Raw genomic sequence first — 18,835 nt, 5'->3', positions numbered from 1 at the left:
CAAAACTCCTTGATCAACGCCAGCGGGTGGGGCGGGGCGGTGGGGTGGGAGGGGCGGTGGGGTGGGTGGGGCCGGGTGGGTCGGTGGGTGGGGTTAGTCGCGGGTGGGGGTTTCGGCGGCGGAGCTGAGGTTGGGGGCGCTTGCGGGTTCGGCGATGCCGCCCGGAGACTGGGCGAAGGACGGGTCCTGGGCGGTCTCGGCTGCGACGAGGGGCTGGTCCGGCGGCATGACGTCGGGCACCGTCGGTGCCACGATCACGGCGGTGCCGTAGGCGCAGATCTCCATCCACATCTCGCCGCAGTCCCGGCTGTCGAACCGCATCCCCACGACCGCGTTCGCGCCGAGTCGCCGGGCCTCCTCGCCGAGCCGCGCCACCGAGTCGGTACGCCAGCGGGTGAGGTTGTCCGGGGCCGACGGGTCGTACGCGCCACCACGCAGGTTCTTCACCCCCTCGCGATAGGGGTTGCGGGTCCTGGCCATGGAGGAGACCACCTCGCCGAGGATCTGGCGGATCTCGTAGCCGGGAAGTTGGTCCGTCGTCACGACCAGCACGTTTCTGATGCTGGCAGTCGATGCGGGTCGACAACGTGAGGGTTGTTCACCTGATCGGATGCTGCAAAACGACGCGGCGCGGACGGCGGGCGCGTAGCCCACCATCCGCGCCGACCGGGCGCTAACCGTCAGACACCGGCCACCGAGGTGATCCAGGCCCGGTTGAACGCGACACTGCCGTAGTTCTGGATGTTCACGCCGTCGGCCGTCGAGGCGACCCCGACCTGCGCGCCGTTGTAGAACTGCGGGCCGCCCGAGTCGCCCCGCCAGGCGTTGCCGTTGACCCGGGTGCTCCGGATCGCCTGCCCGCCGTACGCGTCGGAGACGCTGGTGCTGGTCACCCGGACCGACGCGGTCTTGAGCTGGGTGGAAGCCGAGCAGCCGCTGTAGCAGGTCATGCCCCAGCCGTAGATCGAGTTGGTGGAGTTGACCGGCGGGTTGCTGGTCGCCAGCGTGACGTAGCTGGTGCTCACCGCGCTGGACAACCGCATCAGGGCCAGGTCGTAGCGTCCGTAGGTGGCGCTGACCGTGCGGGTGACGCCGCCGGAGGAGCGGTTCACGCTGCCCACGCGGACGGACATGTTGCTGCCGATGCAGTGCTGGGCGGTGAGCACCCACTGCGGCGCGATGATCGTGCCGGAGCAGGTGAACGAGCCGTTGCTGAGCACCGCCGCCGCCCACGGTGCCGAGGAGACGGTGCCGCCGCCGATGATGTACGGGCTGACGGGGGAGGCGACGGCGCCGGAGCTGGCGCCGACGACGCCAACCATGGCTGTGGCGAAGGCCACGATCAGGGATCGGATGCGCATCGGTAGGGCTCCTTCGGGGTTCGGTGACCCGGGTTGGCCGAGTCGGTCTGCGCTGGCGGGAGGGGGTGAACCGCCACCGCGACGTCTGTGAATCGACGTATGACGATGTACCGTAGGGCCCGGTGAGGTGTTTCACAAGAGGTTCATCGAAACAATCGGATGTAACAGTCGGATCTCCCGGCGTCGAGGCGAGGAGGTGCCGGAACGGGCCGATCGGTGCCCGGTCTCGGCCCGAGGAAGGGTGAAACCTGCCCGGACCGGGCCACCCGGCAACGAACCCGTATCGAGACTGCAACGAACCCGTATCGGTCCCGAAGGCCCCACGCGGGTACGGTCGGACACCGCCCGGACCGCGTCCGGCCGGTGCGTCTGGCGCCGTATCTGCCAGGTAGGCTGGCTGCGCTCGCCCGTTGTGGGTCGGCACCCAACTGCGTACACAGTCAGGAGTGCCCAGTGCCTCGCGTCGTCGTCGACGTCATGCTCAAGCCCGAGATCCTCGATCCTCAGGGCCAGGCCGTCGCAAACGCGCTGCCCCGGCTCGGCGTCAACGACGTCGCCTCGGTACGGATCGGCAGGCGGATCGAGATCGACTTCACCGGTGAACCGGACCTGGACCGGGCCCGGGAGATCGCCGACAAGTTGCTCGCCAACCCGGTCATCGAGGACTTCACCGTCCACCTGGTCGAGGCCGACGAAGCCGCGGACGCCCGCTCGTGACCGCCCGGGTCGGTGTGGTGACGTTCCCCGGCTCGCTCGACGACGGGGACGCGGCCCGGGCCGTCCGGATCGCCGGCGCGGAGCCGGTCCGCCTCTGGCACGGGGACGCGGAGCTGCACGGGGTGGACGCGGTCGTCCTGCCCGGCGGCTTCTCCTACGGTGACTACCTGCGGTGCGGTGCCATCGCCCGGTTCGCCCCGGTGATGGAGAAGATCGTCGACGCTGCGGCCGGTGGCCTGCCGGTGCTCGGCATCTGCAACGGCTTCCAGATCCTCTGCGAGGCGCACCTGCTGCCCGGCGCGCTCACCCGCAACCAGCACCTGCACTTCCGCAACCGGGACCAGGTCCTGCGGATCGAGACGACCGGCACGGCCTGGACGAACGCGTTCCAGCCCGGCCAGGAGGTGCTGATCCCGGTCAAGAACGGCGAGGGTTGCTACGTCGCCGACCCGGCGACGCTGGACGAGCTGGAGGCCGAAGGTCGGGTCGTGGCCCGGTACCTCGGCGGCAACCCGAACGGGTCGCAGCGCGACATCGCCGCGATCACCAACCCCGCCGGCAACGTGGTCGGCATCATGCCGCATCCCGAGCACGCGGTGGAGGCGCTCACCGGCCCCTCCCTCGACGGCCTCGGCTTCTTCACCTCGGTGCTCAAGCACCTGGTGGGGACGCCGGCGTGACCGTCGGCTGCGGGATCAACGGTCAGCTCACCCGCCTCCCCGGCGGCGAGCGCAACGAGGAGATGTCATGACCACGCATCCGGACCCGGTACGGGAGACCCCGGAGGCATTCCCGGCCGCGCCGGTCCAGCCGAACCCGGCTGCCGCCGCGCCCTCGGCCGCCGTGCCCCGGCATGCCGCCGCGCGGGAGGCCACCGACTGGACCGGCGGGGTGGACACCGTCCCGGCCGCCGACGGCAGCCCGGACGAGCTCCAGCCGTACGCCGAGCTCGGGCTCCGCGACGACGAGTACGACCGCATCCGGCACATCCTGGGCCGCCGGCCGACCCAGTCCGAGCTGGCGATGTACTCGATCATGTGGAGCGAGCACTGCTCCTACAAGTCGAGCAAGGTCCACCTGCGGCAGTTCGGCGAGAAGGCTCCGCCCAGCGACCGGCTGCTGGCCGGCATCGGCGAGAACGCCGGTGTGGTGCAGATCTCCGACGAGCTGGCGGTGACCTTCAAGGTCGAGTCGCACAACCACCCGAGCTTCGTCGAGCCGTACCAGGGCGCCGCCACCGGCGTCGGCGGCATCGTCCGCGACATCCTGGCCATGGGCGCCCGCCCGGTGGCGGTGATGGACCCGCTGCGCTTCGGTGCCGCTGACCACCCCGACACCGCCCGGGTGCTGCCCGGCGTGGTGGCCGGCGTCGGCGGGTACGGCAACTGCCTCGGCCTGCCCAACATCGGCGGTGAGGTGGTCTTCGACCCCTGCTACCAGGGCAACCCGCTGGTCAACGCGCTCTGCCTCGGCGTCCTGCCGGTCAGCCGCCTGCAGAACAAGGCCGCTGTCGGCCCCGGCAACGTCGTGGTGCTGATGGGCGCCAAGACCGGCCGGGACGGCATCGGCGGTGTCTCCGTCCTGGCCAGCGCCACCTTCAGCGAGGGCAGTGAGAAGCGTCGCCCGTCGGTGCAGGTCGGTGACCCGTTCATCGAGAAGCTGCTGATCGAGGCGTGCCTGGAGCTGTACGACGCCCAGCTCGTCGCCGGCATCCAGGACCTCGGCGGTGCCGGGCTGACCTGCGCGCTCACCGAGACCGCCGCGGCGGCCGGCACTGGCATGCGGGTCTGGCTGGAGCGGGTGCCGCTGCGTGAGCCGTCGATGGAGCCGCACGAGATCCTGGCCAGCGAGTCGCAGGAGCGGATGCTCCTGGTCGTCGAGCCGGACAAGCTCGACGCGGTGCTCAAGACCTGCGAGAAGTGGGGCGTGCTGGCCACCGCCATCGGCGAGGTCACCGCACCGCAGCCGGACGGCCAGCCCGGCCGCCTGCTGATCACCTGGCGGGACCACCTCGTGGTCGACGTGCCGCCGGGTTCGCTGGTGGACGACGGCCCGGTCTACGCCCGCCCGATGCGGGAGCCGGCGGACCTGATCCTGCTCCAGGCCGACCGGGCCGAGACGCTGCCCCGGCCGACCGACCCGGACGCGCTGCGCGAGACCCTGCTGCGCATGATCGCCTCGCCGAACCTGGCCGACAAGACCTGGGTCACCGAGCAGTACGACCGGTACGTGCTGGGCAACACCGTGCTCGCCCAGCCGGAGGACTCGGGCGTGATCCGGATCGACGAGCGGACCGGCCTGGGCGTGGCGCTCTCGGTGGACGGCAACGGCCGGTACGCCCGGCTCGACCCGTACCACGGTGCCAAGCTGGCGCTGGCCGAGGCGTTCCGCAACGTCGCGGTCACCGGTGCGACGCCGATCGCGGTCACCGACTGCCTGAACTTCGGCTCGCCGGAGGACCCGGGCGTGATGTGGCAGTTCGCCGAGGCCGTACGCGGCCTGGCGGACGGTTGCGCCGAGCTGGGCATCCCGGTGACCGGCGGCAACGTCAGCTTCTACAACCAGACCGGTGCGGCGGCCATCCACCCCACTCCGGTCGTCGGCGTGCTCGGCGTGCTGGAGAACGTGGCCGAACGGGTGGCGTCCGGCTTCGTCGCGCGCACCAACAACGACCACGACCAGCTCTTCCTGCTCGGCGAGACGCACGTGGAGCTCTCCGGCTCGGAATGGGCCTGGGTCACCCACGAGCACCTCGGCGGCGTACCCCCGCAGGTCGACCTGGCGCGGGAGAAGCAGCTCGCCGGGCTGCTGGCCGCCGCCGCCCGGGTCGGTCACCTCAGCTCCGCGCACGACCTCTCGGACGGCGGTCTCGCGCAGAGCCTGGTGGAGTCCTGCCTTCGTCACAACGTCGGCGCGCGGATCGCGGTGCCGGAGCGGTTCGAGGGCGGCTCGATGCCGTTCGTCTTCCTGTTCAGCGAGTCCGCCGGCCGGGTGCTGGTCTCGGTGCCGCGCGGGCACGAGAAGGCGTTCACCGCGCTCTGCGCCGAGCACGGCGTGCCGTGGGAGCTGATCGGGGTCACCGACTCCACCGCCGCTGCGCTGGAGGTGCACGGCCAGTTCCGGGTCGAGCTGGACGAGCTGCGCGAGGCGCACACCGGCACCCTGCCGAAGATCTTCGGGGGCGTGCAGCAGTTCGAGGTGACCGCACCGGAGGCCGTCGAGACGCCGGCCCGGGCCGACGTCGCCCCGACCGCCGAGGTTGCCCAGACCGCCGAGGTGGCACCGACCGCCGACGCGACGTCGGAGACCGCCGATGTGGTGGACGAGGCGGCGGTGGCGGACGAGGTGCCGGCGACCGACAGTCCGGTCGCCGCATCCGAGGAGCCGGCGACGGCGGGTGCCGAGACCGAGGACGAGACCGCGACGGTGGCCGAGCGGCCGGCCGAGCGGGCGACGCCGCCGGTCCGGGCGGCCGCTACCGGTGAGACGTCGACGGCCGGGGACGCTCCGGCCGACGGGCCCGGGGCCGAGGCTCCGCAGTCCGGTGCCACCGAGCAGCCTGCCGCGTCCGACGAGCGCTGAGGCGGTGGCCTCGGCCGTCTTCGCCCAACCCGGATCGGGAGCCCGGTTCGACTGGGGCCTCGCGGGAGCTGCCGAACTCGGCCGGGTCTGCGCGGCACTGGTGGTGGTGGACGTGTTGTCGTTCACCACCACCGTCGAGGTGGCCGTCGGGCGGGGGATGCGCGTGCACCCGTTCCCCTGGGGCGCCCAGGCCGCCGACTACGCACAGCGGATCGGCGCGGTGGTCGCCACCGGTCGCCGACAGACCGCGCACCATCCGTGGTCGTTGTCGCCAGCCGCGCTGAGCCGGGCACCGTTCGTCGCCGAGTTGGTGCTGCCATCCCCGAACGGGTCGGCCATCAGTGCCGCCGCCAGCGCCACCGGTCTGCCGGTGGTGGCGGCCAACCTGCGTAACGCCCGCGCCGTCGGGAGCTGGCTGCTGCGCCAGGGGTACGGCTCGACCACCGACCCGATCGGGGTGGTCGCCGCCGGAGAGCAGTGGCCGGACGGTTCGCTCAGGCCGTCGGTGGAGGACCAGCTCGGCGCGGCCTGCGTACTGGACGCCGTCTCCGCAGTGCCGGGTGGCCTGTCGGTGGAAGCGGCCATGGCGCTGGCCGCGCTGGCGAGCACGCCGGACGTAGCTGCGGCGGTCCGGGGCTGCGTGTCCGGCCGCGAGCTGATCGAGGCCGGTTTCACGGACGACGTCGAGATCGCGGTCCGGGTCGGCGACTCCGATGTGGTCCCGCTGCTGCGACAGGGCGTCTTCTCCGCCGCCTGACCGCGCCCCGTCCGGTCACACGTCCCGTCAAGTCACAGCGGACACCGCGATCGGTCCACCGACGACAAGAGCCGCGAACCTTCCGGTCCGCGGCTCTTGTCGTCGGTGCTTCCGCGTCAGGACGACGCGTACGGGGTGTGGATCAGTCGTCCATCCAGTCCAGCCGACGTCCGCCCCGCTCCTGCCCCGGGGTGTCCGGCCGACCGCGACCGGTCTGCGCCGGGTCGCCGTAATAGCCGCCACCCTGCTGTTGTTGCTGCTCGTAGCTGTCCTCGTAGCCACCGCGCTGGCGTGGCGGTTCCTGGCCGTAGCCCCCGCCCTGGCCGTAGCCACCCTGCTCGTAGGCGTTGTCGTAGCCTCCGCGCTGCTGCGGGGGTTCCTGGCCGTAGCCGCCGCCCTGGCCGTAGCCGCCCGGGGCGTAACCGGTGGGCTCGCTGTAGTTGTCGTAGCCACCGCGCTGCTGCGGCGGCTCCTGGCCGTAGCCTCCGGGCTGCTGCGGCGGTTCTTGGCCGTAGCCTCCGGGCTCGTTGTAGCCGCCGGTCGGCTCCGCGCCGTGGCCGTAGCCGCCGGTCGGCTCGCCCCGACCGTAGCCCCGGGTGGCGTCGCCGCCGCCTTGGCCGTATCCGCCGGGCTCGCCCTGGCCGTATCCGCCGGTCGGGTCACCCTGGCCGTAGCCCCGGGTGCCGTCGCCGCCTTGGCCGTAACCACCGGGCTCGCCCTGGCCGTAGCCACCGGTCGGGTCACCCTGGCCGTAGCCCCGGCCGTCGCCGCCGCCCTGGCCGTAGCCACCGGGCTCGCCCGGACCGTATCCGCTGCCACCGCCGGACTCGCCCCGGCCGTATCCGCCGGGCTCACCCTGGCCGTAGCCCTGGCTGCCCTCCGGCTGGTAGATACCGGTCGCGTACGGGTCGGCGGGCGCCGGATAGCGGGTGTCGTCGCCCTGGTAACGCCCAGTCGGCTCGTCGAACCGCTCGCCGTAGCCGGCTCCACCGCCACCGGCCGGTGGGTACTCGGACTCACCGCCGCCCGCACCGTAGTCACGACTGCCGTAGCCGCCACCCGAGGATGGGCTGGTGCCGTAGCCACCGCCCGACGAGGGGGCGTTGCCGTATCCGCCGCCGGAGGACGGGGCGTTGCCGTAGCCCGGGCCGCCGCCATAGCCGCCGCCCTGCTCGTCGCCGTAACCGCCCGACCAGGCCTGTCCCGGCCCGCCCGCCGCGCCGTACGGCTGCGGAGGCGCACCGTACGGGTCCGGCGGGACGTCGTCGACCACCGGCTGGTGCATCATCGTCGGCGCGTTGGCCAGCCCGGGACCGCCCACCATGGTCGGGTCCGGAGTGGAGCCCACCCGGTTCACCACCCGGGTCTGGTCGTCCGCCCCGGCGAACGAGCCCCGGGCTGCCGGAACCGCACCGGCCGGCGCCCCACCGACGGGCTCACCATCGGGATCGGCGTCCTCGTTCTCCTTGCGCTTCATCCAGAGCAGCACGATCGTGCCGACACCGATCGCCACGAAGAGACCACCGAGCAGGATCAGCAGCCAGTTGCCGAAGCCGCCGGAGCTCTCGTTGGCGGCCGGGGCCTGGGCGGCGGGAGTGTCGCCGGGCGGCGCCTCCGTCTCGTCGGTCTCGTCGTCCGCGAACGGGTCCTCGGTCGGCTCCGCCGACACACTCTCCGAGGGGGTGGCGCTCGGGCTGGCCGAGGACTCGATGGCGAGGGTGATCCGCCGTCCGTTGATCTGCTGGCCCGCGTTGGCGGTGAAGCTCACCGTGGCCCGGATGTCGTCCTTGCTCGCGCCGATGTCGATCCGACCGGGCGCGATCGGGTTGCCGCTGTTGCCGGTGAAGCGGAAGTTGCCGTTGCCGTCGCTGGTGGTGTCCCGCTGACGGCCGGCGCTGTCCACCAGCAGCACGTACGCGTTCGGCACCGCGTCACCCGACCGCGCCACGACCTTGCCCGCGATGGACCGCACGGTCTGCGGTGCCTGGGAGGTGGGCGGGGCGTTGGGCCCGCGTACCGTCATGTCGCGCTCGTCGCCGCCCTGGTCGCCGCCAGCCCGGGCGGAGACCCGCACCCGACCGGAGCGCTCCTGGCCGGCCGCCACGTCGCCCGCGACCAGGTTGACCGTGATCGACACCTCTTCGTTGGGACCGATCACGCGCGCGGGGATGTTGCAGTCACCCTGGCAGCTCAGCCCGTTGAAGGTGCCGACGGAGATGCTGAACGGGGTCGGCAGCTCGTTGTTGTTCTTGACGCGGAACGTCATCGACGTCTGCTGACCGGACTGGAGAGTGCCGTTCGGCAGGTTGGTGATCTGGACGTCCGGGTTCGCGGCGAGTGCGGGTGTGGCGGGGGCGGCGAGTAAGGCACCGACAATCAGCGCTACGACCACACCGGCCCGCTTTTGCCAGGCTCGTCGGTGTGTTGACACGTCCACCGCCTTCCGGACTGACCTCCTCGTACCGGCGAGCGCCGGCCGAAGGAACATCACGGTACGAATACGCCGTCGGCAACTATGCCTTGTCGGGGCGGATCGGCGCGACCCAGGGCCATCGTGACGCGCCGGGCAGCCGCGCCGTATCGTCCCGTCGTGTCCTCTCCGTACATTAAGTCCACCGCAGTGGCCGCGGCGCTGTCGGCGCTCGACGAGGGACGCGCGCCCGAACGGCCGGTGCTCCGAGCGGCGGTCAGGGCCCTGTTGGCCACCCTCGCGGAGCGCGCCCCCGGCCGATCGGTGGAGGTGCGTGTCCCACCTTACGGTGCAGTTCAGTGTGTTCCGGGTCCGCGACACACCCGCGGTACTCCTGCGAACACGGTGGAGATGGATCCGCAGACGTGGGTCGCGCTCGCCGCCGGGAGACTCGACTGGGAGCGCGCCGTCACGGAGGGTCGCGTACGGGCGAGTGGCACGCGAGCGGATCTGTCCGCGTACCTGCCGCTCGAACTGGAGTGACGCCTGTGGCGTGATGACACTGCGGCGTATCAGTGTGACTGTATGTGGCGACATGGATTCGCGTACACTGTCAGGCGACGACAGTGTGGTTCCGGCCGATGCAGCGCGGAGCGGCCCCGGTGGCTCCGCCAGGCCAGTCCAGACCAGCAAGAGGGAGCGGCAGGTGCCCCGAGGCGACGGCCGGCTGAGCCACGACCTTGATCCCCAACGACCAGGCCCCCAGGACGCGTGCGGCGTCTTCGGCGTCTGGGCGCCCGGGGAGGAGGTCGCCAACCTGACCTACTTCGGGCTGTACGCGTTGCAGCACCGGGGCCAGGAGGCAGCCGGGATAGCGGTCAGCGACGGCTCCGGAGTGGTGGTCTACAAGGATCTCGGCCTGGTCGCCCAGGTCTTCGACGAGCCGACGTTGGCGAGCCTGCGCGGGCACGTCGCCATCGGCCACACCCGATACTCGACCACCGGTGCCTCGACCTGGGAGAACGCCCAGCCGACCATCCGGGCCACCAGCTCGGGCACCACGATCGCGCTGGCCCACAACGGCAACCTGGTGAACACCGCCGATCTCCAGCGTGAGGTCGCCGAGCGCGGCCTGGGCACCGACGGCTCGACCAACGACACCTCGCTGGTCACCATGCTGCTGGCCAGCCGCCCGGATCTCTCCGTCGAGGCCGCCGCGCTGGAGGTGCTGCCGCAGTTGCGGGGCGCGTTCAGCTTCGTCTTCATGGACGAGTCGACGCTGTACGCCGCCCGTGACCCGCACGGGGTGCGTCCGCTGGTGCTCGGCCGCCTGGAGCGGGGCTGGGTGGTGGCCAGCGAGACCGCAGCGCTGGACATCGTCGGTGCGAGCGTGGTCCGGGAGGTCGAGCCCGGTGAGCTGATCGCGATCGACGCCGAGGGGCTGCGGTCCAACCGGTTCGCCGCGCCCGAGCCCAAGGGCTGCCTCTTCGAGTACGTCTACATCGCCCGCCCGGACGCCACCATCGCCGGGCGCAACGTGCACTCGGCACGGGTGCAGATCGGCCGCCAGTTGGCCAAGGAGCACCCGGTCGAGGCGGACATGGTCATCCCGGTGCCCGAGTCGGGCACGCCGGCCGCCATCGGCTACGCCGAGGAGTCCGGCATCACCTACGGCGCCGGCCTGATGAAGAACCCGTACGTCGGGCGTACCTTCATCCAGCCGTCGCAGACCCTGCGTCAACTCGGTATCCGGCTCAAGCTCAACCCGCTGCGCGAGAACGTACGCGGCAAGCGCCTGGTCGTGGTCGACGACTCGATCGTCCGGGGTAACACCCAGCGCGCGATCGTCCGGATGCTCCGCGAGGCCGGCGCGGTGGAGGTGCACGTCCGCATCTCCTCACCGCCGGTCTCCTGGCCCTGTTTCTACGGCATCGACTTCGCCACCCGCGCCGAGCTGCTCGCCAACGGCCTCGACAACGAGGGCATCCGGCGGTCGATCGGCGCTGACACGTTGGGCTACGTCTCGCTGCCCGGTCTGATCGCCGCGACCGAGCAGCCGAAGACCCGGCTGTGTCGGGCCTGCTTCGACGGGGAGTACCCGATCGAGCTGCCCGTCGGCAACCTGATCGGTAAGCACGTGCTCGAAGGGATCAGCCGCCGGGTCGCGAACCGCGTCGACGACGATGTCGACGCTGGCGAGCAGGCCGGCACGACGCCCCGCACCGACGTGACGATGTCGGCGACCACACACCGCCCATAGCACCATCCGGCTGCGGCGTCGGTCACCGCCGACACGGCCGCCGAGAACCACTAAGGGGAGAACCGTGACGCACGTGTCCGAGCGCAGCGGCGCAGGTAGCAGCCCGACCGGCGCCGGCGGCGACCGCCAGCCCTGGACGGCCGGCACCGGCCGCCCCGCTCGCAAACGTTCGGTCTCGTACGCGGACGCCGGCGTGTCGATCGAGGCGGGTGACCGCGCGGTCGAGCTGCTCAAGTCCAAGGTGAAGCAGACCCGCCGGCCGGAGGTGATGGGCGACCTGGGTGGCTTCGCCGGCCTGTTCCGGCTGGACACCACGAAGTACAAGAACCCGATCCTGGCCTCCTCCACCGACGGCGTCGGCACCAAGCTGGTGATCGCGCAGCAGATGGACATCCACGACACGGTCGGCATCGACCTGGTCGCGATGGTCGTCGACGACCTGGTGGCCTGCGGCGCCGAGCCGCTGTTCCTGCTGGACTACATCGCCACCGGCGAGGTCGTGCCGGACCGGGTCGCCGAGATCGGTGCCGGTATCGCCGACGGCTGCCGGTACGCGGGCTGCGCGCTGCTCGGCGGCGAGACCGCCGAGCACCCGGGTGTGCTGCGCCCCGACGAGTACGACATCTCGGCCACCGGCGTCGGCGTGGTGGAGGAGAGCCAGATCCTCAGCCCGGAGCGGGTCGAGGTGGGCGACGTGGTGATCGCCATGCGTTCGTCCGGCCTGCACTCCAACGGCTACTCCCTGGTCCGGCACGTGCTGCTGGGCGCCGGCCGGATGCGGCTGGACGTGGTGATCGACGACTTCGGCCGGCAGCGCACCCTCGGCGAGGAGCTGCTGACCCCCACCAAGATCTACGCGCAGGACTGCCTCAAGCTGATCGCCGAGGCGGAGGTGCGGTCACTGGCCCACGTCACCGGCGGTGGCATTCCCGGCAACCTGGTGCGCATCCTGCCCGAGCACGTGGACGCGGTGGTCAACCGCTCCACCTGGAAGCCGCAGCCGATCTTCGACCTGGTGCAGTCCAAGGGACGGATCGACGACCCGGAGATGGAGGCGACCTTCAACATGGGCGTCGGCATGTTCGCGATCGTCTCGGCCGAGGACGCCGACCGCGCGCTGGCCACGCTGACCGGCCGCGGGGTGGACGCGTGGCAGGCCGGTGAAATCATCGAGGGCACCGGTGAGGTGCAGATGATCGGACAGCACACCCGCGGCTGATCATCTGACACCGATCGTCCAACCACCTGGTCAGGGGTTCACCCAAGTGGCCGTCGCGGCCTAGCCTTGAGGCTGCTTCGCCTTGAGGGGCTGCTTCGAAGCTGTGGGTGCGCCCGTGCCGTGGCGTGCCCGGCAGCCGTCAACCGGTGAGGAGGGCGATGGCTGCACGGGGACGGTCGTTGCGTGGGATGCGGGGTCTGGCCGTCGTCCCGTCGTACGTCGTGATGCAGCCCACCACCCTCTGCAATCTGGATTGCGCGTACTGCTACCTGCCGTTGCGGGCCGCCGACCGGCGGATGCCGGTGGCGGTGGCGGAGGCGGTGGCCGCCTCGGTGAACCCGTGGGCCGCCTCGGGGCGGTTCTCCGTGGTGTGGCACGGCGGAGAGCCGCTCGCGGCGGGCCGGGAGCGGCTGGCGGCGTTGATGGCGCCCTTCGCCGCCGAGGTGGAGCACCATGTGCAGACCAACGCCACGCTGATCGACGACGCGTGGTGCGAGTTCTTCGCGACGCACCGGATCCGGGTCAGCGTCAGCGTGGACGGGCCCCGGGCGCGCAACGGGGACCGGGTGACCCGGGCGGGACACCCGGCGTACGACCGGATCGTGCGCGGGGTGGCGGCGCTGCGCCGGCACGGACTGCCGTTCTCGGCGCTGGCCGTGGTGAACGACCCGTCGCCGGCCCGGGCGGCGGAGCTGTACGCCTACTTCCTCGACCTCGGGTGCGAGGTGCTCGGGGTCAACATCGAGGAGACCGAGGGCGTCAACACCCGTGACAACGCTCACGACGCCGCCGCGGTGACCGGGTTCTGGGCCGAGCTGGTCGCGGCCTGGCGGCGTGATCCGCGGATCCATCTGCGGGAGGTCGAGTGGTCGCTGCGGTACGCCGCGGCGGTCCTCGACGGCACGGCGGACGGCCTGCTGCCGGCCAGCCTCGACCCGATCCCCACCGTGGCGTACGACGGCTCGGTGGTGGTGCTCTCACCCGAGCTGGCCGGCTTCACCGATCCGCGCCACGGTGACTTCAGCAGCGGGAACGTCCTGGCCACGCCATTGCACACGATCCTCGCCGGTGCGGCCCGCACCGGCTGGGTCGGCGAGTTCCTGAGCGGGGTGGAAGCCTGCCGCTCGTCCTGCCCGTACTTCGGTTTCTGTGGCGGAGGCCACGCGGCCAACCGCTACTTCGAGCTGGGCCGTTTCGACGGTACGGAGACCGAGCACTGCCGCAACAGCAAGATCCGCCTACTGGAGGGAGTGTTGGATCATGCCCGAGACCACAAGTCACCGGGAGCCCGAGCGGGTGAGGGGTAACGAGGCCGGCCGGGTCACCGACCGGGTGCGGGAGGCCGCCGCCGGGCTCACCGCCCTGCTCCAGGAGGCAGAGGACGCACGACGCCTACGGGCGGAGGTGACGGGTGGCGACGGGGCCAGCGCGGTCTGCGCCTGGAACCACTTCGAGAACATCCCGACGTTCTACAACTGGAACAACCGGCCTCGCTGACCGGCCGGAGTCGAGGGCCCGCCACGTTCCCGGATTACCTCCGGGCGTGGCAGGCCCTTGAGCGTCGGGTGGTACGCCGCCGCCGTGCCGGGCACATACGTGAGCACGCGGGGAGTTACCGCGTGCTCGGATGTGACCGGGGGTCAGCGGGTGGGACGGACCCAGGTGTCCGGGTCGTCCTCGGCGTGGTCCTCATCATCGTCGACGTACTGTTTGTCGTCGTCGAAATGGTGGTCCGACTTGCCGCTGCCGCCGAGTTCTCGCTGCAAGGCGGCGAGGTCGGTGTTCGGGGAGTGATACTTCAGCTCCCGGGCCACCTTTGTCTGCTTGGCCTTAGCACGGCCGCGCCCCATGGCTCGACCCCCTCGCACAGAATGCGGGGCAGCCCGAAGGCGGGCCCCGATGACGTCAGGCATCTCTCGTGGCTCTTACGGTACATGGGGATGCCACCGTTCGGCACCTCGGGTTACCGCTGACCGCCGCCGCGCGTGGCGGTCAACCGGTCGTCACCCACTGTACCCGGTAAGGAGCGATGCCGGGAACGGTCCTGACACGGGGTAAATCTCCATGAACGCGTCGTATCTTCAGTTTAGCCGGATACGTACGTTGAGGGCGGAAGCAACGCGGCCCGCCCTCAACGTACGGCGAGGTCACCGCAGGTGAATCGTGCGCAGCCGGCCGATGTCGGCCATCCGCCGCTCGGCCAACCGGTCGGCCGCCACGGCGGGCGGTACGCCGTCGGTGTCGGCGAGCCGGAGGATCTCCCGCGTGGTGTCGAAGATGCGGGTCGCCCGCAGCTTGGCGCGGTCGAAGTCGAAGCCCTCGATCTCGTCCGCGACCTGGATCACACCACCGGCGTTCACCACGTAGTCCGGGGCGTAGAGGATGCCCCGGTCGGCGAGCAGCTTCTCCACGCCGGAGTGGGCGAGCTGGTTGTTGGCCGCCCCGGCGACCACCTTCGCCCGCAGCGCTCCCACCGTGTCGTCGTCCAGGGCGCCGCCCAGCGCGCAGGGCGCGTACACGTCGATGTCGGCGGCGGCCAGCGCGGACGCGTCCTCGACCAGCGTCACCTCGGGGTGGGTGGTCCGCGCCCAGTCCAGCGCGCGGGGGCTCACGTCGGTGGCCACCACCTCGGCGCCGTCCTCCAGCAGGTGGCCGACCAGATACTTGCCGACCTTGCCCAGGCCGGCCACACCGACCCGCCTGCCGCGCAGCGTGGGGACCCCCCAGACGTGCTCGGCCGCCGCCCGCATGCCCTGGAAGACACCCCAGGCGGTGAGGATCGAGGAGTCGCCGGCTCCGCCGTGCTCGACGCTGCGGCCGGTGACGTAGCGCGTCTCGCGGGCGATCACGTCCATGTCCGGCACGTACGTGCCCACGTCGCAGGCGGTGTAGTAGCGCCCGCCCAGCGACTCCACGAAGCGGCCGTACGCGCGCAGCAGCGCCTCGCTCTTGATCTGCTCGGGGTCACCCCAGATGACCGCCTTGCCGCCGCCCAGGTCCAGCCCGGCGAGAGCGTTCTTGTACGCCATGCCGCGGGACAGGTCGAGCACGTCGGCGAGGGCGGCCTCCTCGCTCGCGTACGGGTAGAAGCGGGTGCCACCCAGCGCCGGGCCGAGTGCGGTGGAGTAGATCCCGATGATCGCCTTCAGGCCGGTCTGCTTGTCCTGGCAGAACACGACCTGCTCATGGCCCGTGGATTCCGGGTCGTCGGAAGTGGCGAATACGCCCATGACTGGCTCCTGTGTCGGCGGGCGCCCTTGTGGGACGCGGACCTCGGTCGAGCCGGCGGGGATGCTGCCGGTGGTGCGAGCCTAGTATCGGCAGGCGTTCCACGGCCTCTCCCGGGCGTCCGCATCCCGCCCAGCGGGCGTACGCACCGGGCGTCCTCCACCCCCGGCGCAGGGCGCGTCGAGGGCTCCGAGCCCTCGTTTCGGCTCGCCACGCGGCACCACCCGGGTGACGCCGAGCAACGCTCGGCTTGCCGTTCGTGGGAGGATCGCGCCGTGCCGTCGCTCTTCGCCTCATACCTGCGCGTGTACGAGCCGCTGACCGCCTTCGATCGCGATCGTCAGGCGTACTGGCGGCGCTACGTCGAGCAGGGGCGGGCGGTGGCGCCGGTGGAGGGGCCGGGCCGGCAGCGGACCTCGGTGATCGAGGCGCTCGGCGCCGGCTGGACCCGGCTGCCCGACCTGCCCGACGAGGCGTACGTGCTGGAGACGGACGAGACGCTGCTGGTGTGCCCGTGGAACCTGCGCATCCGGGTGGCCGAGGCCGCGCTGAGCGCCCGGGACGGGGTGCCGGCGGTGCTGGCCGACGCGTTCGTGCCGCCGGTGCTGGCCGGGCAGGCCAAGGCCGTGGTGGAGGACTGGCGCAGCGGAGCCCGGGTGCTGGAGCACGGCGTACCCCGGGTGCACGAGCAGATCGCCACCTGGGGCGTGCCGCTGCGGTGGTTCGTGCTGTTCGAGGCGCAGGAGCGCCACCACGTGACCGCGCCGGAGCGCCGCTCGCTGCGCTTCCGGACCGAGATCTCCAAGGCGCGTCGTCGGTCGTCGCGCGCGTTGTCGGTGCTGCGCAAGTCGGTGGGGGACGCGCCCATCACCGAGGCGGTCGAGGAGGCCGCCCGGTGGCTGGAGGAGTTCCATCCCCGCTCGGTGGTGGAGCTGGACTACGGAGGTCTGGTCGAGTTGCTCTCCGACGAGACGCTCGCGGAGGACGACTCGGCGGAACTGGTCGCCGCCGGACTTGCCGGACTGTCGCGAGGCGAGGCGGAAGAGGCGTCTGCGGCGTACGACAAGCTCGTCGCGCGCTGGCGGGCCGTGCAACTTCTGGAACGCTGCAACTAGTCCGCTTTTGCCCAAATTTCGGGCTGTAACATGAGGTGCTCTCGTAGTTGTTGCGTCACGAACCGTGACTATGAGTCCGAATAAGGTACTTTCTGGCGTGTAAAAGTCGTATAAATCGGGCATGGTTCATCCGTCCGTCTAGGGACGTTCGGCCGTTCGGCCCATGTCGGACATCGGGGACTAGCCGGACCATGGGAGACGCGTCGGCCGGCGGGACCCCGGCCGATGTCTCTACATGTGGAGGAGTGACCGATGGCATCGCGAACGCACGAACCAGAGCCGCTACTCACACCGGCCGAGGTGGCGTCGATGTTCCGTGTCGACCCGAAGACGGTGACCCGCTGGGCGAAGGCCGGCAAGCTGAGCGCCATCCGGACCCTGGGCGGCCACCGCCGGTATCGCGAGTCCGAGGTCAGGGCGCTGTTGCAGGGGCAGATCCCGCAGCAGCGCCAGGGGGACTGACCGGCCGGTAGATAGCAGAGACACCACGAAGGGCGACGGATTCTCGAATCCGTCGCCCTTCGTCATGTCCGCCACCCGGTGCGGCCCGGTCGCGCACCGGCTCAGCCGGTCAGCTCGACCCGGATCCCCACCGTGCCGCCGGTGCCCCGGCGCAGTCGGCTGCCGAGCAGCGTCAGCCGCCCGATCACTCGGTACTTCTGCTTGATCAGCCCCCGGATGCGATCGGTCGCTCCGGGGTCGTAGAGGCTCGCCCGGGCGGGCACCGCCTCGCCATGGGGTCGACCGCGCACGTCGCACGGCGCCACCGTGACATCCCCACTGCGTCGGATCCGCTTCACCTTGCCGGCGTCCGCCGCAGACCACACCGCCAGGGCGTCGCCGTCGCGTACCGCCCAGACCGGGGTCGGCACCGCGCGGCCGTCCTTGCGGAAGGTCGTGAGGAGTATGTACTTCTCCGCCGAGAGGCGGTCCAACGTGGTCACGTCGCCCAGGATACGGGCGTCGCGCCTGACTGAGCAGCCCGTTAGCGTTACGGACGTGACGGGGGAACCACGGATCGGTGACGTCTTCGGAGAACTGCTGCGCGACGCGCTGGCGGTGGCGACCGGGGTCGGTCCCCGGCCGCTGGCCGGCGGGCGACTGCCCCGACCGGTCATCGAGATCATCGAGCGGGACGACGGGCTGGTCAACGGCGCGCCCGCCGCCCACTACCTGGCCGGGCCGCAGGAGTGGCAACCACACGACCACCGGGCCGTGGACCGGGTCCGGGGCGCGACCCTGGACGTCGGCGTCGGTGCCGGCCGGATCGCGCTGCTGTTGCAGGAGCGCGGCGTACCGGTGACCGGGCTGGACGTCTCGCCCGGCGCGCTCGCGGTGTGCCGTCGCCGGGGCGTACGCGACCTGGTGCTCGGCACGGTCGACGAGCACTGCGCCGGCGGACGGCGCTACGACACGTTCCTGTTGCTCGGCAACAACCTGGGCCTGTTCGAGGGCCGGGAACGCGCACCTGCCTTCCTGGCGGCCATGGCCGCGATGGCCAACCCCGGGGCGCAGGTGATCGCGCACGGCACCGACCCGTACGGCACCACCGATCCGGTGCACAGCGGCTACCACGAGCGCAACCGTCGGCGGGGCCGTCTCGGCGGGCAGCTCCGCCTGCGGCTGCGCTACCGCGAACTGGGTACGCCCTGGTTCGACTACCTGGTCTGCTCGCCGGACGAACTCGCCGAGCTGGTCCGCGGCACCGCCTGGCGACTGACCGACGTGGACGACCGGGACGCCCCGTACTACCTCGCCACCCTGCGCCTGGCCGCCTGACGCATCCTGCGGATGTTAGGAGGGGTCCCCTGCTATGCCGTAGGCGTTAGCAGGGGACCCCTCCTTGCACGAAACGTCAGACCTGGACGGTCGGCGGGAGCTGCTCGGGCGGCAGGCCGCCGTCGCCGTCGACGACCTCGTCGGGCTGACCGTCCTCGTCGATGTCGACCATCGTGACGTCCACCTTGCCGTCGCCGTCGGTGTCGAACTGGAACAGGTCGGCCTTGCCGTCACCGTCGGTGTCGACCACCCAGACGTCGGTGCGGCCGTCGTTGTTGGTGTCGGCGCGCAGCAACTCGATGCGCTCGTCGCCGCGCGTCTCGACGGTCTCCTGGGTGCCCGCGTCGCCCGTGGTCTCCGGTGCCTGGCTCATCTGTTCGTCCTTCCCTTGGCTGTCGGCGGTCTGT

19 protein-coding genes are annotated in these 18,835 nt (G+C 71.4%); 12 read left to right on the top strand and 7 right to left on the bottom strand.

Annotated elements, in window-relative coordinates; genetic code table 11:
* Positions 1–93 precede the first annotated feature (93 nt).
* Positions 94–657: a YbjQ family protein gene (locus tag ABT008_RS19290; RefSeq protein ID WP_350697584.1), complete on the bottom strand. Its 564-nt coding sequence runs from the start codon at positions 655–657 to the stop codon at positions 94–96.
* A 23-nt stretch (positions 658–680) separates the two neighbouring features.
* A complete protein-coding gene (locus ABT008_RS19285; RefSeq protein ID WP_350697583.1) occupies positions 681–1,361 on the bottom strand; it encodes a S1 family peptidase in 681 nt (226 codons plus the stop codon).
* A 453-nt stretch (positions 1,362–1,814) separates the two neighbouring features.
* Here ABT008_RS19285 and purS point away from each other — a divergent pair, with 453 nt between their 5' ends.
* From purS to ABT008_RS19265, 4 genes are all read left to right on the top strand, one after another.
* Positions 1,815–2,078: a phosphoribosylformylglycinamidine synthase subunit PurS gene (purS, locus tag ABT008_RS19280; protein ID WP_131051412.1), complete on the top strand. Its 264-nt coding sequence runs from the start codon at positions 1,815–1,817 to the stop codon at positions 2,076–2,078.
* Complete coding sequence (gene purQ / locus ABT008_RS19275) at positions 2,075–2,758, top strand: phosphoribosylformylglycinamidine synthase subunit PurQ (protein ID WP_350697582.1); 684 nt, start codon at positions 2,075–2,077, stop codon at positions 2,756–2,758. Before purS ends, purQ begins: the two co-directional genes overlap by 4 nt.
* A 67-nt stretch (positions 2,759–2,825) precedes the next feature.
* Positions 2,826–5,660 carry a phosphoribosylformylglycinamidine synthase subunit PurL gene (purL, locus tag ABT008_RS19270; protein ID WP_350697581.1) on the top strand — a complete coding sequence of 945 codons (2,835 nt, stop codon included), beginning with the start codon at positions 2,826–2,828 and terminating at the stop codon, positions 5,658–5,660.
* A gap of 4 nt (positions 5,661–5,664) precedes the next feature.
* Positions 5,665–6,417 (top strand): 2-phosphosulfolactate phosphatase, encoded by a 753-nt coding sequence (locus ABT008_RS19265; RefSeq protein WP_350697678.1) that lies wholly within the window; start codon positions 5,665–5,667, stop codon positions 6,415–6,417.
* Positions 6,418–6,559: 142 nt separating this feature from the next.
* Here ABT008_RS19265 and ABT008_RS19260 read toward each other — a convergent pair whose 3' ends face one another.
* Entirely contained in the window at positions 6,560–8,809 is a 2,250-nt protein-coding gene (locus ABT008_RS19260) for a carboxypeptidase-like regulatory domain-containing protein (protein ID WP_350697580.1), read from the bottom strand.
* A 228-nt stretch (positions 8,810–9,037) separates the two neighbouring features.
* Here ABT008_RS19260 and ABT008_RS19255 point away from each other — a divergent pair, with 228 nt between their 5' ends.
* From ABT008_RS19255 to amcA, 5 genes are all read left to right on the top strand, one after another.
* Positions 9,038–9,370: a sterol carrier family protein gene (locus ABT008_RS19255; RefSeq protein WP_502890462.1), complete on the top strand. Its 333-nt coding sequence runs from the start codon at positions 9,038–9,040 to the stop codon at positions 9,368–9,370.
* Positions 9,371–9,533: 163 nt separating this feature from the next.
* Positions 9,534–11,087 carry an amidophosphoribosyltransferase gene (gene purF, locus ABT008_RS19250; protein WP_350697578.1) on the top strand — a complete coding sequence of 518 codons (1,554 nt, stop codon included), beginning with the start codon at positions 9,534–9,536 and terminating at the stop codon, positions 11,085–11,087.
* A 64-nt stretch (positions 11,088–11,151) separates the two neighbouring features.
* Entirely contained in the window at positions 11,152–12,306 is a 1,155-nt protein-coding gene (purM, locus tag ABT008_RS19245; protein WP_350697577.1) for a phosphoribosylformylglycinamidine cyclo-ligase, read from the top strand.
* 188 nt (positions 12,307–12,494) lie between these two features.
* Positions 12,495–13,613 carry a cyclophane-forming radical SAM peptide maturase AmcB gene (gene amcB, locus ABT008_RS19240; RefSeq protein ID WP_350697677.1) on the top strand — a complete coding sequence of 373 codons (1,119 nt, stop codon included), beginning with the start codon at positions 12,495–12,497 and terminating at the stop codon, positions 13,611–13,613.
* Positions 13,567–13,803 (top strand): multiple cyclophane-containing RiPP AmcA, encoded by a 237-nt coding sequence (gene amcA / locus ABT008_RS19235; RefSeq protein ID WP_350697576.1) that lies wholly within the window; start codon positions 13,567–13,569, stop codon positions 13,801–13,803. Before amcB ends, amcA begins: the two co-directional genes overlap by 47 nt.
* 143 nt (positions 13,804–13,946) lie before the next feature.
* On the opposite strand, the gene ABT008_RS19230 is transcribed toward amcA, so the two are convergent.
* Both ABT008_RS19230 and ABT008_RS19225 read right to left on the bottom strand, forming a co-directional pair.
* Positions 13,947–14,156, bottom strand: coding sequence for a DUF3073 domain-containing protein (locus ABT008_RS19230; RefSeq protein ID WP_350697575.1), 210 nt, complete (start codon positions 14,154–14,156; stop codon positions 13,947–13,949).
* Between the two features lie 297 nt (positions 14,157–14,453).
* Entirely contained in the window at positions 14,454–15,536 is a 1,083-nt protein-coding gene (locus ABT008_RS19225) for a Glu/Leu/Phe/Val family dehydrogenase (RefSeq protein WP_350697574.1), read from the bottom strand.
* Between the two features lie 273 nt (positions 15,537–15,809).
* Between ABT008_RS19225 and ABT008_RS19220 the strand changes: the two genes are divergently transcribed.
* Complete coding sequence (locus ABT008_RS19220; RefSeq protein WP_350697573.1) at positions 15,810–16,649, top strand: DUF8083 family protein; 840 nt, start codon at positions 15,810–15,812, stop codon at positions 16,647–16,649.
* 252 nt (positions 16,650–16,901) lie between these two features.
* Complete coding sequence (locus ABT008_RS19215; protein WP_007073996.1) at positions 16,902–17,111, top strand: BldC family transcriptional regulator; 210 nt, start codon at positions 16,902–16,904, stop codon at positions 17,109–17,111.
* Positions 17,112–17,212: 101 nt separating this feature from the next.
* Here the strand turns inward: ABT008_RS19215 and ABT008_RS19210 are convergent, their stop codons facing one another.
* Positions 17,213–17,593 (bottom strand): PPOX class F420-dependent oxidoreductase, encoded by a 381-nt coding sequence (locus ABT008_RS19210; RefSeq protein ID WP_117229983.1) that lies wholly within the window; start codon positions 17,591–17,593, stop codon positions 17,213–17,215.
* Between the two features lie 55 nt (positions 17,594–17,648).
* Here ABT008_RS19210 and ABT008_RS19205 point away from each other — a divergent pair, with 55 nt between their 5' ends.
* Positions 17,649–18,428, top strand: a complete 780-nt coding sequence (locus tag ABT008_RS19205; protein ID WP_350697572.1) for a class I SAM-dependent methyltransferase — start codon at positions 17,649–17,651, stop codon at positions 18,426–18,428.
* Positions 18,429–18,504: 76 nt separating this feature from the next.
* On the opposite strand, the gene ABT008_RS19200 is transcribed toward ABT008_RS19205, so the two are convergent.
* Positions 18,505–18,801 carry a hypothetical protein gene (locus ABT008_RS19200; RefSeq protein WP_350697571.1) on the bottom strand — a complete coding sequence of 99 codons (297 nt, stop codon included), beginning with the start codon at positions 18,799–18,801 and terminating at the stop codon, positions 18,505–18,507.
* Positions 18,802–18,835: the final 34 nt, after the last annotated feature.

Source organism: Micromonospora sp. NPDC002389, assembly GCF_040296095.1.
In the GTDB taxonomy this organism is placed as follows: Bacteria; Actinomycetota; Actinomycetes; order Mycobacteriales; family Micromonosporaceae; genus Micromonospora.
The sequence above is the reverse complement of the archived record's forward strand: the minus strand, read 5'-3'. Positions and strand labels throughout refer to the sequence as shown.

What these genes read in the sequence shown, in the direction of transcription:
- ABT008_RS19290 (WP_350697584.1), bottom strand. Translation starts at nt 657, where the DNA reads ATGGTGGGCTACGCGCCCGCCGTCCGCGCCGCGTCGTTTTGCAGCATC.
- ABT008_RS19285 (WP_350697583.1), bottom strand. Translation starts at nt 1,361, where the DNA reads ATGCGCATCCGATCCCTGATCGTGGCCTTCGCCACAGCCATGGTTGGC.
- purL (WP_350697581.1), top strand. Translation starts at nt 2,826, where the DNA reads ATGACCACGCATCCGGACCCGGTACGGGAGACCCCGGAGGCATTCCCG.
- amcB (WP_350697677.1), top strand. Translation starts at nt 12,495, where the DNA reads ATGCGGGGTCTGGCCGTCGTCCCGTCGTACGTCGTGATGCAGCCCACC.
- amcA (WP_350697576.1), top strand. Translation starts at nt 13,567, where the DNA reads ATGCCCGAGACCACAAGTCACCGGGAGCCCGAGCGGGTGAGGGGTAAC.
- ABT008_RS19230 (WP_350697575.1), bottom strand. Translation starts at nt 14,156, where the DNA reads ATGGGGCGCGGCCGTGCTAAGGCCAAGCAGACAAAGGTGGCCCGGGAG.
- ABT008_RS19225 (WP_350697574.1), bottom strand. Translation starts at nt 15,536, where the DNA reads ATGGGCGTATTCGCCACTTCCGACGACCCGGAATCCACGGGCCATGAG.
- ABT008_RS19215 (WP_007073996.1), top strand. Translation starts at nt 16,902, where the DNA reads ATGGCATCGCGAACGCACGAACCAGAGCCGCTACTCACACCGGCCGAG.
- ABT008_RS19200 (WP_350697571.1), bottom strand. Translation starts at nt 18,801, where the DNA reads ATGAGCCAGGCACCGGAGACCACGGGCGACGCGGGCACCCAGGAGACC.